Origin of the sequence: Tritonibacter mobilis, assembly GCF_001681715.1 — a bacterium.
Classification (GTDB): Bacteria; Pseudomonadota; Alphaproteobacteria; order Rhodobacterales; family Rhodobacteraceae; genus Epibacterium; species Epibacterium mobile.
The window spans coordinates 21531-35848 of the sequence record NZ_LNWY01000018.1; the positions used below are offsets into that span (position 1 = coordinate 21531).

The window sequence follows — 14318 nt, forward strand, 5'->3', positions numbered from 1 at the left end:
GCTCAGCCGCTGCCGGTGTATTCGCCGCGCGCCGGATAATTGTTAGCGATGGCAAAATCCAGCGCCGCCACCAGTTCGGAAAAATGCGGGCGCACAAAGGGCATGGTCTGCACGGAGCCATAATAGAGCGTCTGCTCCGGCGTCACCATGAACAGGCCCGGCTCGGAAAACAGTGCAGGTTCTTCAATGCCGATCGAGGTGGTGCCGCGCGACGTCGAGATATAAAGCCCCCAGTCCTTGGCGACATTCAGCGGCAAATCATAGGCAAAGCGCAGATTTTTGGCTTCGATCTTTTCGGCCATCAACCGAGTGCGGTCCTCGTCGTCAGAGCTGATGGCGATGCAGTTGACGCCGCGTTCGGCAAAATCTGCGGCGCGCTTTTCGAACTCTTTCAGATAGGTGGCGCAGATCGGGCAGTGCAGGCCGCGATAGAAACAGATGACAGTGCCGCGCTCGGAGACTTCAGAGGCAAGGTCGAACTGGCCGCCGCCCAGCAAAGGCAGTGACAGGGCAGGGGTTTTCTGGCGAGGGATCAGCATGGGCAACTCCGGTATGCTTGGGGCCGACATGAGGTCGGTGCGCTGTGTGGGATCTCTATCGCACGCATTTGTGCTTGGTAATTCCGAAAAAACTGACCTAAAAACCGGATGTGCGCCGAATATGCGTATGCGGAGGATGTGATGGACCGTCTCACCAGTCTTATTTCCCGGTTTCGGATGCGGGTGGATATCGCGGCGTGTCCGCGTGCAAATCTGTGTGTTCTGACAGGGCGCACAGGCGTGCAGACCCTGCTGTTTACCCCCGGCAGCACAGTGCAGGCCACGGAGGCTGCGGCAGGGGCGCTCTGCCTTGCGCTGCGGGTGGACTGGGACGGGGCGCATAACCCTTTGGTGGCGGCGTTGCCGCAGCGGGTCGAGGTGGCGTTGTCACAAACCCCACAGTTGGCCGCGATTCTGGACCTGATGCGGCAGGAGCTTGAGGCCCATCGCTGCGGGGCGGAATCGGTTCTGTCCAGTCTCGGGCAGGCGCTGATGGTGCGGCTGCTGCGCCATCTGATCGAGGCAGGCACCGCAGAGCCGGGCCTGCTGGCAGGGCTTGCCGATCAGCGGTTGGCCCGCGCGATTGTATCGATGCATGATGAGCCGGGACGGGTCTGGACCACCGCTGATCTGGCACAGGAGGCGGGATTGTCGCTGTCGCGGTTCTCTGAGCTGTTCTCAGCGCAGATGAACGAGACGCCGATGGGATACCTGCGGCGCTGGCGGTTGACGCTGGCGCGGCAGGATCTGCTTCGGGGCGACCGGGTCGAGGCCGTCGCCCGCCGCTATGCGTATGAGTCACCCGAAGGGTTTACCCGCGCCTTTCGCAAAGCCTACGGCGTGGCGCCGGTCTCCCTGAGGCAAAGCGCGGCTTGAGGCTGGGCTGCGTTTGGCCCAGCTGCGCCACGCCGTATGGGCATGGCCAGTGTTGCGTGTTCTGACATCTGTTGAGTGTGATGGTCAAACGCCGCGCGCCCGCCCCTCGATGGGGCGGGCGCGCGGGCCTGCCGGTGGCGCGCAAGCGGCCAAGGGCCCCTTGCGCGCGCCGCCCTTTCGGGCGGCAGGCGTCCAGATCAGAGCGGGGTGTCAGGGGGTCCAGGTGAGGAAGTTGCCGATCATCCTGAGCCCGACATGCTGGCTTTTTTCCGGGTGGAACTGCATTCCGAGCATGGTGTCGCGCCCGATCACTGCTGTGACATCCCCGGCGTAATCCACATGCGCCAGCCGTTCAGCCGGATTGGTGACACGGAAGTGATAGCTGTGTACGAAATAGCAGTGATCGCCCGTCGAGATGCCATCAAACACCGGGTGCGGGTTGTCGATCACCAGATCGTTCCAGCCCATATGCGGCACCTTCAGGTTCCTATCCGCAGGCGTGATCTTCACCACGTCTCCGCCCACCCAGCCAAGGCCCGGCGTCTCGGAATATTCGTGACCCGTCGTGGCCATCAACTGCATGCCGACACAAATCCCAAGGAAGGGGCGGCCCTTGACCTCTACGGCCTCAACCATGGCGTCATAAATGCCTTTGTGGCCGCGCAATTCTGCCGCGCAGGCGGGAAAGGCACCGTCGCCCGGCAGCACCAGCCGGTCGGCGCGGGCGACCACATCGGCGTCGGATGTCACCACAACCTCGCCAGCGCCGACTTCAGCCGCCATGCGCTGAAACGCTTTTTCGGCGGAGTGCAGGTTGCCGGATTCATAGTCGATGATGGCGGTCAGCATAGGAAGACGTCCTCATTGTCATGCGCCCCTGAAGTGGCGGGAAACCGCGCGAGGGTCAAGAGGCGCAGGGGATCAGGTGCTGCCCGATGTGCCCAGCGCATTCAACAAGCCGAGGATCTGGTCAAACAGCCCGTCCTCCAGCGGCCCACCCGGCGCGCCGAATTCGCCCGCGAGGCTCAGCATGGTGAAGCCGTGGATCAGCGACCAGACCTGCAGCTCGATCACCCGCGCAGCGGTGCCCTCGGGGACAAAGGGCGCGCAGACCTCGCGCAGGATCTGATAGGCGTCTGCGTCTTCGCGCGCGCCGCCGGGCACCAGCCCCGCCAGCCCCCGGTCGCCAAAGATCACCCGCAGGATGCCGCCATGATCGACGCCAAACTGCAGATATCCTCGGCAAATCGACTTGAGTTGCCCGCGCGGGCTTTGGTCGCCCTGCGCGCGCGCCTCGCGCATGTAGTTGGAAAAGATCCGGAACCCTTCAGCCGCAATCGCCGCCTTCAGCCCCGCAAGCCCGTCGAAATGATGCGCCGGAGCGGCATGGGAGACACCGGCCCGCGCGGCGCATTTGCGCAAAGTCAGCGCCTCTATCCCGCCCTCTTCCAAGAGGTCGATCCCGGCGCGCACCAAGGTGTTGCGCAGGTCCCGTTGCCGGGAGTGGGAAGAGGGAGGTGAGGCCGTCATAAAGGCAGGATCGATGCGGAACTTGACGGTGTCAAGTTCGATCTCTACTTTACAGTGTCAAGTTGACCGTAAAGGAGCCACCGCATGACATGTCACTTCTGGACCAAGCGCCGCCTCGCATGGGGGCTTGGCACACTCTGGGTGCTGTCAATCCTGATTGCATTGGGATCCCTGCGGTTTCTCGTGGCGGAGATGTCACTGGTGATGCCGGCGATGGTGCATCACCTGCTGGCGCATCCGGTGGTGCTTTACCTGCATATAGGGCTGGCGCCGGTGGCTCTGGCGCTGCTGCCGGTGCAGTTTTCGCATCGCTTGCGCGGTAGACGTCCGGGCCTGCACCGATGGGGCGGGCGGCTCTATGCATTGTGCGTTTTGATGTCCGGACTTGCCAGCCTGTGGCTGGCGTATACCACGGCCGAAGGCGTGGTGGCGGGGTTTGGTTTTGCGCTGCTGGCGGTGGCCTGGCTGGCAACAACGGCGATGGCGGTGATCGCCGCCCTGCAACGCAGGTTCGCTCAGCACAGGGCCTGGATGATCCGTTCTGCCGCCCTGACGCTGGCAGCTGTGACACTGCGGCTCTATCTGCCCATCGGCATGATGACTGTGGGGTTTGAGGCGAGCTATCCCGTGATCGCATGGATTTGCTGGGTGCCAAATCTCTTAGCGGTAGAGTGGCTGCTGCGTCGGGAGGCGCGCGGGGCCGTGTCTGCGGGCTAAGCGCTACACCAACGCATGTATTTAAAAAAGAAAAGGCCCGGGCTGTGCCGGGCCTTAGCGTCAGAAAACACCCTAAGAAGGCTCAGAGCGCGCCTTTGGTGGAGGGCACGGCGTCGGCCTTGCGTGGGTCGACCTCAACGGCGGTGCGCAGCGCGCGGGCCACGGCCTTGAACGCGGCCTCGGCGATGTGGTGGCTGTTCACCCCATGGATCTGGTCGATGTGCAGGGTGATGCCGCCATGGGTCGCAAGCGCCTGAAAGAACTCGCGCACCAGTTCGGTGTCAAAAGTGCCGATCTTCTGGGTCGGCAGCTCCACATTCCACACAAGGAAAGGTCGGGCCGAAAGGTCCAGCGCGGCACGCACCTGTGCGTCATCCATCGGCAAGTGACACTCGCCGTAGCGGTTGATGCCTTTTTTGTCGCCAAGCGCCTGCACCAGCGCTTGCCCGAGCGCGATACCGGTGTCCTCGACCGTGTGGTGGTCGTCGATGTGATAATCACCCTTGGCGCGGATGGTCATATCGATCAGCGAGTGGCGCGACAGCTGGTCCAGCATGTGGTCGAAAAAGCCAACGCCGGTCTGATTGTCATATGTGCCGCTGCCGTCGAGGTTGACGGAAACGGAGATCTCCGTCTCGGCGGTGGAGCGGGAAACCTGGGCTGTGCGCATGGTGAAATCCTCAATCTGTCGCCTAGGCTTATAGGGTGCGGGGCGGCGCAGGCTCAAGGGGGATCGCGCGGATTGCGCGGCGCTTGTGATCTCTCTGTACTTTCTTTGTGGCGGAGGAGCGATCACACGGCGGCACAGCGGCGGGATTGCCCTTTGCGCCGCTGCGTGCGAGGTTGCCTGGCAACCAGACCTGACAGAAGCTGAGGCGAGAAATGTCCACCTGCGTCTTTATCCAGATCCGCTGCAAACCCGGCACCACCTATAAGGTGGCCGAGGATATTGCGCTGCATGAGATCCACTCGGAACTTTATTCCACCAGTGGGGAGTATGATCTGCTGATGAAGCTCTACATCCCATCGGGCGAGGATGTGGGCAAATATATCAACGACCACCTGTTGCAGATCCCCAATATCGAGCGGTCGCTGACGACGATGACGTTCAAGGTCTTCTGAGGATTACCAAAAGGAGCGCCTTGCGGCGCGCGGGTTGCGCTTTTCCTTGTGGGAAAAGCCTGTTGCGAGGCGCTGCCTCGCGCTCCGGGATATTTAGAGTTAGAAGAGGAAAGGCGCCCGTTTTGGTCGGGGCGCCTTTTGTTTTAGGTCAGCTGTTCAGGAGGCCTTCGGATTTTAAGGCCTCGTAGGCGGTGTCGACGCCGGCCTTGGTGCGTTTGAGCATCTCGTCCACCTCAGCCTTGGTGATGATCAGCGGCGGGCAGAAGGCCAGCGCGTTTCCGGCCACGGCGCGCAGGATCAGGCCTGCGTCCTGGCAGGCTTTGACTGCCGCAGCACCGCCTTTGCCGCCAGCAATCGTTGCGCCGGTGGTCTTGTTGGAGACCAGTTCGAGCGCCGCGATTAGCCCTTTGCCGCGCACCTCACCCACCAGCGGGTGATCAGTGAAGATCTCGCGCAGTTGCGCTTGCATGTAAGCGCCCACCTCGGCGGCATGGTCAAAGATCTTGTCGCGCTCATATATCTCCAGCGTTTTTAGGGCGGCGGCACAGGCGGCGGGGTGGCCGGAGTAGGTATAGCCGTGGCCAAAGACGCCGACCTCATTGGTTTGATCCACCATCGCCTTATACATCCAGCCGGGAATGACCGAGGCGGAGATCGGGAAATAGGCCGAGGACAGCTGCTTGGCGAAGGTCATCAGATCCGGTTTGATCCCCATGGTGGTGCAGCCGAAATCGGCGCCTGTGCGACCAAAGCCACAGATGACCTCATCCGCCCAGATCAGGATGTCATGTTTGCGCAAGAGCGCCTGCAGTCCCTCGTAGTAGCCTTCGGGGGGGACGATCACGCCGGAGGCGCCGGTGATCGGCTCTACGATCATCGCGGCGATGGTCTCTGGGTCCTCGGCGAGGATCTGGTCTTCAAGGTTTTGCAGGATGCGTTCGACAAACTGCGCCTCGGTCTCATTGCCCTGACGACCGGTGTAGTAATGCGGCGCATCGGCGCGCAGGATCGACAGTGCCTCAAGGGGCGCGTCGAAATGGGCGAGGTTGGCGGGCAGGGAGGTCAGCGATCCCGCCGCCACCGTCACGCCGTGATAGCCGCGCTCGCGGGTGATGATCTTGCGCTTTTGCGGCTTGCCGATCGCATTGAAGTAATAGCGCAGCATCTTGTAGTGGCTGTCATTGGCGTCCGAGCCGGAGTTGCCAAAGAAGAAATAGGCATCCTCCACCGGCACCATCGCCTTGAGCTTCTCGGCCAGTTGCATCACCGGCGCGTGGGTCTTGCCGCCGAATGTGTGCTGGAAGGGCAGGCGGTTCAGCTGTTCGGTGATCGCCTCCACCACCTCGGTGTTGGAATAGCCCAGCGAGGTACACCACAGGCCCGCGAGCCCTTCGATGTATTCCTTGCCGGTGTCATCATAGACGTAGATCCCCTCACCATGGGTGATGCAGAGCTGCTCCGTCGCGGTGAAATTCGTCGTCGGGTAGATCACGCTCGCCATCTGGCCAATCCTTTGCTGTCACAGGTTGGAATAAGGATTGGCGCGCATTTGAGAGCCAGTCAAAGGATTTTGATCAAAAATCACAAGCGCCTGTTCTGAAAAGCGAAAAGCCGCATCTTATGATGCGGCTTTTTCGGTTCCAAATGGAGCGGGCGAGGCGATTCGAACGCCCGACCCTAACCTTGGCAAGGTTATGCTCTACCCCTGAGCTACGCCCGCGCTGCCATTTGGTGAGGCGGGGTTTAGGCAATCCCGCCAGTGGCTGCAAGCGGAAAATTTGCGCATCACGGCAAAAACTTCTGTGTGTCGTCAGGGGCGGGGGGGGGGCGGGATGAGAAGCCAGAAAAGCGAAAGGCCACATCCGAAGATGCGGTCTTTTCGATTTCGAATGGAGCGGGCGAGGCGATTCGAACGCCCGACCCTAACCTTGGCAAGGTTATGCTCTACCCCTGAGCTACGCCCGCGCTGCCATTCGGTGAGGCGTGATTTAGGCAATCCCGTCAAAGGCTGCAAGAGAAAAATTGAGAATTGGGTGAATTTATTGGCACGCCTTTGGGTCTTGGTGCGGAGCGCAGGCGGCCAGAGGGAAAAGCGAAAGGCCGCATCGGATGATGCGGCCTTTTCGGTTCCGAATGGAGCGGGCGAGGCGATTCGAACGCCCGACCCTAACCTTGGCAAGGTTATGCTCTACCCCTGAGCTACGCCCGCGCTGCCATTCAGTGAGCGGGATTTAGGAAATCTTGTCACAGGCTGCAAGCGGAAAATGCGGGGTGGGGCAATTTCAGCGTATCCCACGGCGGTTTGCCGGAATGCGGCGGGCGATAAACGGCGGGCCAAAAGGTTCCATAGGGATGCGTACACAGCTGCGTGAACGGCAGGAATATGCACAGGCAGATCTGGGGAAGCGGCAATTTTTTACCGGCTTTGCGCTTGGGGTCAGGAAGAACGGGCGCAGTGGTTGTCCTCGTCCGGCAACAGACCATGTTCTGCACACAGCGAAAGGCTGCAATAAAATGGAGACAACATCATGAAGCGCATCATTCTAGCATCTACCCTGTCGATCTCGGCCTCCGCTGCTGTGGCGGGCAATCTGGAAGAACCGGTCGTCGAACCCATGCCGACCCCGCCCGCACCTGTGGTAACCGCTGCACCGGACACTGACTGGACCGGCTTTTACGGCGGTCTGCAATATGGTCAGGGCGAGGCGGATCTGTCGCTGGGCGGTGCCTCTGCATCTGAGGATTTCGACGCCTTTGGTGTGCACGGCGGGTATAACCACGACTTCGGCCGCTACGTGCTCGGCGGTGAGTTGATGTATAACGACATCAGCGGCGACAATGGCGGTGATGGCGATTTGACCTCGCTGCGCGCCCGCGCCGGTATGGATCTGGGACGGTTCATGCCCTACGTGACCGCAGGCGTGTCGCATCTGTCGCTTGCCTCGGGTGGCGCAGATATCTCTGAGAACGGGTTCACCTATGGTGTGGGCGCGGAATACCTCGTCAGCGAGCGGTTCAGCGTGGGTCTTGAATACACCAAGAGCGACTTTAGCGATGCAGGCGGCGTCGCGGGCGCAGATCTTGATACGGACAAAGTACAATTGCGCGCCTCCTACCGGTTCTGATCGGTACACGCGCTTAAAAGAAGAGGGGCGGTCTTTGGCCGCCCCTCTTTGCATTCTGTATCAGTGGTCTGCGTCTGGATGTGGACGCGCTGGTTTACTCCAGTTCGACCAGCAGGTCCTTGGCGTCGATCTGGCCGCCGGGCTGGACGTGCACGGCCTTCACCACCGCGTCGCGCTCGGCATGCAGGCCGGTTTCCATCTTCATCGCCTCGATGGTCAGCAGAAGGTCGCCCTCATGCACCTGCTGGCCCACCTGCACCCCAATGGAGGCCACGACACCGGGCATCGGCGCGCCGATGTGGTTGGCATTGCCGACCTCAGCCTTGGGGCGCTGCGCGGTGGAGGATTTCACCAGACGGTTGGGCACCCGGATGACACGCGGCTGGCCGTTCAGTTCAAAGAACACTTTGACCTCGCCCTGTTCATCGGTCTCGCCGATGGCTTGCAGGCGGATTTCCAGCGTCTTGCCTGGATCGATCTCGGCGGTGATCTCGTCACCCGGCTCCATGCCGTAAAAGAACGTCCGTGTCGGCAAGGACCGCACCGGGCCGTACTGGCGGTGGCGACCCATGTAATCCAGGAACACCTTGGGATACATCAGATAGCCGTTCAGATCCTCGTCATCGACCTTGAAGCCTTCGAGCTCTTTGGACAGCGCCGCGCGGGTGCTTTCAATGTCGACAGGCTCCAGATGCGCGCCGGGGCGTTCCAGATTGGGGGCCTCGCCCTTCAGCACCTTCTTGACGATGCCTTCGGGGAAGCCGCCCGGAGGCTGGCCGAGGTTGCCGCGCATCATGTCCACCACCGAGTCGGGGAAGGAGACGTCGGATTTCGGGTCCTCGACCTGCGCGCGGGTCAGGCCCTGAGAGACCATCATCAGCGCCATGTCGCCAACCACCTTGGAGGAAGGCGTCACCTTCACGATATCGCCGAACATCTGGTTCACATCCGCATAGGTCTGGGCGACCTCGTGCCAGCGCTCCTCCAGACCCAAGGACCGCGCCTGTGCCTTGAGGTTGGTGAACTGGCCGCCGGGCATCTCGTGCAGATAGACCTCGGAGGCCGGGGCCATCAGGCCGCTCTCGAACGCCGCATATTGCGCGCGCACGTTTTCCCAGTATTCCGAGATTTCGCGGATGTTGCCGATGTCCAGACCGGTGTCGCGGTCGGTGTTCTTCAGCGCCTCCACGATGGACCCCAGACAGGGCTGCGAGGTGCCGCCAGAGAAGGCATCCATCGCCGCGTCCACGGCATCAACGCCCGCATCCGCCGCCGCCAGAATGGTCGCGCCCGCAATGCCAGAGGTGTCATGGGTGTGGAAATGGATCGGCAGGCCGACCTCTTCCTTCAGCGCCTTGATCAGCAGCTTGGCAGAGGCCGGTTTCAGCAGACCCGCCATGTCCTTGAGGCCCAGCACATGCGCGCCCGCCGCTTCCAGCTCCTTAGCCATGCCGACGTAGTATTTCACGTCATATTTGGCGCGCTCTGGGTCGAGGATATCGCCGGTGTAGCATATGGTGCCTTCGCAGATCTTGCCGCTCTCGACCACCGCATCCATGGCAACGCGCATGTTCTCGACCCAATTGAGGCTGTCAAACACGCGGAAGACGTCGATACCCTTGGCCGCTTCTTTCACAAAGAACTGCACCACATTGTCGGGATAGTTGGTGTAACCCACCCCGTTGGAGGCGCGCAGCAGCATCTGCGTCATCAGGTTTGGCATTGCCTCGCGCAGGTCGCGCAGACGTTGCCACGGGCATTCCTGCAAGAAGCGATAGGCCACATCGAACGTCGCCCCGCCCCAGCACTCGACCGAGAACAGCTGGCTGAGGTTCTGCGCATAGGCCGGCGCGACCTTGATCATGTCATGGCTGCGCATGCGGGTGGCCAGCAGGGACTGGTGCCCGTCGCGCATGGTGGTGTCGGTGAGCAGCAGGTGTCGCTGCGCCTTCATCCAGTCCGCGACCGCCTTGGCACCCTTTTGTTCCAATAGGTTACGGGTGCCATAGGGCAGGTTGCCCTTGTCGACCTTGGGGGCGCGCGGCTCCTTCAGGTCGGGATGCGGCGCGGCGCGGCCCTCGGTTTCCGGGTGACCGTTGACGGAGATATCCGCGATATAGGTCAGCACCTTGGTGCCCCGGTCGCGGCGCTTGGCGAACTGGAACAGCTCCGGCGTCTCGTCGATGAACTTGGTGGTGTATTCATTCGACAGGAAGGTCGGATGCTTCAGTAGGTTCTCGACAAAGGCGATGTTGGTGCTGACACCGCGCACCCGGAACTCGCGCAGCGCGCGGTCCATACGGGCGATGGCCTTCTCCGGTGTCGGCGCTTTGGCCGTCACCTTGGTCAGCAGGCTGTCATAGTAGCGCGTGATGACCCCGCCCGCATAGGCGGTGCCGCCATCCAGACGGATGCCCATGCCGGTGGCCGAGCGATAGGCGGTGATGCGGCCATAGTCCGGGATGAAGTTGTTGAGCGGATCTTCGGTGGTCACACGGGTCTGCAGCGCATGCCCGTTAAGGGTGATATCGCCCTGGCTGGCCTTGCCGGTGGCCTCTGCGAGGGTCTTGCCCTCGGCAATCAGGATCTGCGCCTGCACGATGTCGATGCCGGTGACTTCTTCGGTGACGGTGTGTTCCACCTGCACCCGTGGGTTCACCTCGATGAAGTAGAAGTTGCCCGTCTCCATATCCATCAGGAATTCGACGGTGCCCGCACATTCATAGTTCACATGCTGGCAGATCTTGCGGCCCAGATCGCAGATCTCGGTCCGTTGTGCATCCGTCAGATAGGGCGCAGGCGCGCGTTCCACGACCTTCTGGTTGCGGCGCTGCACAGAACAGTCGCGCTCAAACAGGTGGTAGATCTCGCCGTGTTTGTCGCCAAGGATCTGCACCTCCACGTGACGGGCGCGGGTGATCATCTTTTCGAGATACCCTTCGCCATTGCCGAATGCGGCTTCGGCCTCGCGGCGACCTTCCAGAACCTTCTCTTCCAGCTCGTCTTCCGAGTGGATCGGGCGCATGCCGCGTCCGCCGCCGCCCCAGCTCGCCTTGAGCATCAGGGGATAGCCGACCTCCGCCGCTTCCTTGCGGATCGCGTCCATGTCATCGCCCAGCACCTCGGTGGCGGGAATGACCGGAACGCCGGCCTCTACGGCCACGCGACGGGCGCTGGCCTTGTCGCCAAGGGCGCGCATAGTTTCCGCCTTCGGGCCGATAAAGGTGATGCCGTTGCGCGCGCAGGCATCCACAAAATCGGGGTTTTCCGACAATAGGCCATAGCCCGGATGGATCGCATCCGCGCCGCATTCCTTGGCGACGCGAATGATCTCATCGATCGACAGGTAAGCGGCAACCGGGCCAAGGCCCTCGCCGATGCGGTAGGCTTCATCCGCCTTAAAGCGGTGCAGGCCCAGTTTGTCCTCCTCCGCATAGACAGCAACGGTACGTTTGCCCATCTCGTTGGCGGCGCGCATCACACGGATGGCGATCTCACCACGGTTGGCAATCAGGATTTTGTTGAACTCAGTCATCTCTCCCCCGAGGTCTTGCTAGGTTGGGCAAGTGGTAACGGCTGTATGACACGCAGACCATCCGTGGTTCTGGGTATCTGCGGCATGATTGCGCTCACTTGCGTCCCTTATTCTTGAATTTCGGCGCATGAGGCTGCCGAAATGCGAAACATTGGCCGGGACCTCCCGGTTTTTGCCGCCACGGAAAGCCGTTTGGGAAGGCGGGCTGGCGATGTTGTAGCCACCCCACGGCTCCAGCGCACGCATTTTTTTGCAGTGCAGCATTTTCAACCTGAGCTTTTGGCGCGTTAACCACTCTTTAGGATAGTGCTTCTGTTCTTGCGAATTTCGGATAAATTTTAATCAACAGCACCGGATCAGCAAAACGCGATCCTCAACGACCACCGCAAAGCAGGGTCTTCGTTCTACCACACCAAGGAACCCAAAAGATGTACCGCTTCGTTTTTGTCAGCACCGCTTCTCAGGATCTCTCCGCGCAGCAGATCGCGGATATCGCGGGGGCGTGTCATCGCAACAACCGCAAGGCCGGGTTAACTGGCATGCTGGTGGCGCATCAGGGCCGGTTCCTGCACATTCTCGAAGGCGACGAGACCGCAATCCGCCGCCGCGCCCAGAAAATTCAGGACGATCCGCGCCACCGCGATTTCGAGGTTCTGCAAGCCCGCGAAATTCAGATGCGCGCCTTTAAAGACTGGGTTTTTGTGCATGAGACACCCGAGGCACTGCCGCTACTGGGTGGCGAGAATATCGCCCCGTTGCGTGCTTTGCTACCGATCAACAGCGCCCTGCGCGGTCGCGATCTGACGGTGCGCCAAGTGGTGCGCGACTTCCTGGCCAGCTTTAAACAATTGCTGGCGGCCTAAGATCGGGCGCGTCAGCGCGACACCCATAACAACCAGTCTGACCCGGGGGGATAGGCGGGGGAGGCGCGGTCCTTGGGCGAGGATCGCGCCTCAACTTTTTGGCACTTAGTCCAGATGCAGCCGCTTAAGGTCGCGCAGCTCTGCCAGCGTGCCGATACCCAGCTGTCCCATATTGGCGCTCAGATCCTTGCTCAGGATGTCATGTAGATGCGCCGGTCCCGCGGCCCCCAATGCTGCAAGCGCATAGTGCCACGCCCGTCCCAGCATCACAAAATCCGCCCCCAGCGCCATGGCGCGTAGGATATCCAGCCCACCCTCAATGCCGCTATCAAGGATCAGCGGCAGGCCGGTGGCGGCGCGCATCTCTTCCAGCACCTCGATCGGGGCAGGGGCTGCATCAAACTGACGGCCCGCGTGGTTGGAGATCCAGATCGCATCAACCCCTGCCGCCTCCAGCCGGGGCGCGTCGCGCGCATCCAGAACGCCCTTAACCACCAGCGGCCCCTCCCAATGATCGCGCAGCCACTGCAGGTAGTCCCAATCCGGCGCGGTGCGCAGCAGATAGCCAATATGCGCGGTTGACGACAGTGCCGAGGCCGCGCCCTCGATGTATTTGTCCAGCGTGCGCATATGTGGCATGCCGCCATCGCCGCGATGCTGCCGCGCCATCCCCAGCGCCCATGTGGGGCGCATCGCCACCTGTGCCAGCAGGCGCGGGGTCAGCCGGGGTGGTTGTGTCAGCCCCGACCGCACCTGCCGTTCCCGGCGCGAGGCCACCGGCACATCAACTGTCAGCACCAAGACCTTGAATCCGGCCGCGCGGGCGCGGGCCAGCATGTCCTTGCGGATGCCCTCATCCTTGGGCGGATACATCTGAAACCAGCCCTGTTCGCCCAGATGCGGGGCCAGATCCTCGGGGCTTTGGCTCGCCACTGTCGAGAGCCCATAGGGGATCTGGGTCGCCGCCGCATGACGGGCCAGATGACCTTCGGCGTCGGGCCAGATCAGCCCCGACATCCCCACCGGCGCAATGCCAAAGGGGCGCGGCAATCTGGTGCCAAAGAGTGTGGTACTCAGGTTCACCTCCTGCGGCCCACCCAAGATCGCAGGCATCAGCCCGATCCGGTCAAGGCAGCGGCGATTGCGCGCCTGCGTGGCTTCTCGCCCGGTGGCGCTGTCGAGATATTCCCAGACAAAGCGGGGCAGACGCGCGCGGGCCTTGGCGCGCAGATCATCAAGGCCGGGGAAACGTTGATCCAAATTCATGCGGCCATTGTTCCCAGAATGCTGCGCATGTCCAGCGGTTGCGCATCTGGCACAGGATTTAGGGGGCTGGCAAAAAAGAACTGGCCGCGCGGCGCTCCGATCACTGGATAAGTTGACTGGAAAAGCTCACTGGGTGAACGAGGGCAGAAGGTGCCTCAGGGTCTTGGGCGGCGCTTTCGGCGCCAGATCATAACGCGACAGCAGCGCCTCCCGCGCATCTTGTGGCAACTCTTCCGGTATCACAATTTGCATCGGCTGGCCCGGATAACAGCGCGACTGGACCGGCCCGTCTGACAGCGTAATAAACGCCTGATGGCGGAAATCTCCGCGGATCGCCTCAAAGCGCTGGGCCACCGCCAAGTCCGGCCCTTCGAGGATTTGCAGAAACACCCCGTCCTCAAGCGCCAAAACCCCGGTGATGCCGAGGCTTTCGTTCTTGCGGCGCGACTTTTCAACAATGGCAGCGGCTTTTTCTGCTGTCATGGTGCTGCTGGCGCGGCTTAGGTACATTATTCTGCGCATGGCGTGCGTTCTCCGCCTGTTTTACACCTTTGTGGTGGTACGTTCAGTATAGGCAGTGTTTGCCGTCACTTGCCTCTGGCATGGGAACAGCGCGCGCTGCTTTGGCTCAGATCACCTATCCTTTGGACCATCTGCATGCCGCGATGGCGGAGCATGGCCCCGCTTTATTTCGCACCCCCGTGCTGTTATGCGCCTTACGGAGTTGGGGGCGCCGCACCATCAG

At 61.7% G+C, this 14318-nt stretch carries 13 protein-coding genes and 3 tRNA genes; 5 read left to right on the forward strand and 11 right to left on the reverse strand.

Annotated features, from left to right (window positions below; all coding sequences use genetic code 11):
- Positions 1-2 precede the first annotated feature (2 nt).
- Complete coding sequence (locus tag UB90_RS17290) at positions 3-539, reverse strand: peroxiredoxin-like family protein (RefSeq protein ID WP_065326124.1); 537 nt, start codon at positions 537-539, stop codon at positions 3-5.
- 141 nt (positions 540-680) lie between these two features.
- Between UB90_RS17290 and UB90_RS17295 the strand changes: the two genes are divergently transcribed.
- The gene (locus UB90_RS17295) at positions 681-1415 is read left to right on the forward strand and encodes a helix-turn-helix transcriptional regulator (protein WP_065326140.1); all 735 of its coding nucleotides are present in this window, start codon (positions 681-683) and stop codon (positions 1413-1415) included.
- Positions 1416-1625: 210 nt separating this feature from the next.
- Here the strand turns inward: UB90_RS17295 and hisH are convergent, their stop codons facing one another.
- Together hisH and UB90_RS17305 are read right to left on the reverse strand one after the other, a co-directional pair.
- The gene (gene hisH, locus UB90_RS17300; RefSeq protein WP_065326123.1) at positions 1626-2264 is read right to left on the reverse strand and encodes an imidazole glycerol phosphate synthase subunit HisH; all 639 of its coding nucleotides are present in this window, start codon (positions 2262-2264) and stop codon (positions 1626-1628) included.
- Between the two features lie 72 nt (positions 2265-2336).
- Complete coding sequence (locus UB90_RS17305; RefSeq protein WP_065326122.1) at positions 2337-2945, reverse strand: TetR/AcrR family transcriptional regulator; 609 nt, start codon at positions 2943-2945, stop codon at positions 2337-2339.
- 84 nt (positions 2946-3029) lie between these two features.
- Between UB90_RS17305 and UB90_RS17310 the strand changes: the two genes are divergently transcribed.
- Entirely contained in the window at positions 3030-3662 is a 633-nt protein-coding gene (locus UB90_RS17310) for a DUF2306 domain-containing protein (RefSeq protein ID WP_065326121.1), read from the forward strand.
- Between the two features lie 82 nt (positions 3663-3744).
- Here UB90_RS17310 and hisB read toward each other — a convergent pair whose 3' ends face one another.
- Positions 3745-4332 (reverse strand): imidazoleglycerol-phosphate dehydratase HisB, encoded by a 588-nt coding sequence (gene hisB, locus UB90_RS17315; RefSeq protein WP_009176774.1) that lies wholly within the window; start codon positions 4330-4332, stop codon positions 3745-3747.
- Between the two features lie 212 nt (positions 4333-4544).
- Between hisB and UB90_RS17320 the strand changes: the two genes are divergently transcribed.
- Positions 4545-4784: an Lrp/AsnC family transcriptional regulator gene (locus tag UB90_RS17320; RefSeq protein ID WP_005652398.1), complete on the forward strand. Its 240-nt coding sequence runs from the start codon at positions 4545-4547 to the stop codon at positions 4782-4784.
- A 148-nt stretch (positions 4785-4932) separates the two neighbouring features.
- Here the strand turns inward: UB90_RS17320 and UB90_RS17325 are convergent, their stop codons facing one another.
- The 4 genes from UB90_RS17325 to UB90_RS17340 form a co-directional block, all read right to left on the reverse strand.
- Positions 4933-6285: an aminotransferase gene (locus tag UB90_RS17325; protein WP_065326120.1), complete on the reverse strand. Its 1353-nt coding sequence runs from the start codon at positions 6283-6285 to the stop codon at positions 4933-4935.
- Between the two features lie 144 nt (positions 6286-6429).
- Positions 6430-6504, reverse strand: a tRNA-Gly gene (locus UB90_RS17330).
- 170 nt (positions 6505-6674) lie between these two features.
- Positions 6675-6749, reverse strand: a tRNA-Gly gene (locus UB90_RS17335).
- 169 nt (positions 6750-6918) lie between these two features.
- A tRNA-Gly gene (locus UB90_RS17340) sits at positions 6919-6993 on the reverse strand.
- 319 nt (positions 6994-7312) lie between these two features.
- Here UB90_RS17340 and UB90_RS17345 point away from each other — a divergent pair.
- Positions 7313-7909 carry an outer membrane protein gene (locus UB90_RS17345; protein ID WP_065325679.1) on the forward strand — a complete coding sequence of 199 codons (597 nt, stop codon included), beginning with the start codon at positions 7313-7315 and terminating at the stop codon, positions 7907-7909.
- A gap of 94 nt (positions 7910-8003) precedes the next feature.
- Here the strand turns inward: UB90_RS17345 and UB90_RS17350 are convergent, their stop codons facing one another.
- On the reverse strand, positions 8004-11444 hold the full coding sequence (locus tag UB90_RS17350; protein ID WP_065325680.1) for a pyruvate carboxylase: 3441 nt from the start codon (positions 11442-11444) through the stop codon (positions 8004-8006).
- Positions 11445-11872: 428 nt separating this feature from the next.
- Here UB90_RS17350 and UB90_RS17355 point away from each other — a divergent pair, with 428 nt between their 5' ends.
- Positions 11873-12307 carry a BLUF domain-containing protein gene (locus UB90_RS17355; RefSeq protein ID WP_009176168.1) on the forward strand — a complete coding sequence of 145 codons (435 nt, stop codon included), beginning with the start codon at positions 11873-11875 and terminating at the stop codon, positions 12305-12307.
- A gap of 105 nt (positions 12308-12412) precedes the next feature.
- Here the strand turns inward: UB90_RS17355 and UB90_RS17360 are convergent, their stop codons facing one another.
- Complete coding sequence (locus tag UB90_RS17360) at positions 12413-13573, reverse strand: alpha-hydroxy acid oxidase (RefSeq protein ID WP_065325681.1); 1161 nt, start codon at positions 13571-13573, stop codon at positions 12413-12415.
- A gap of 126 nt (positions 13574-13699) precedes the next feature.
- Positions 13700-14095: a BLUF domain-containing protein gene (locus tag UB90_RS17365; RefSeq protein WP_065325682.1), complete on the reverse strand. Its 396-nt coding sequence runs from the start codon at positions 14093-14095 to the stop codon at positions 13700-13702.
- Positions 14096-14318: the final 223 nt, after the last annotated feature.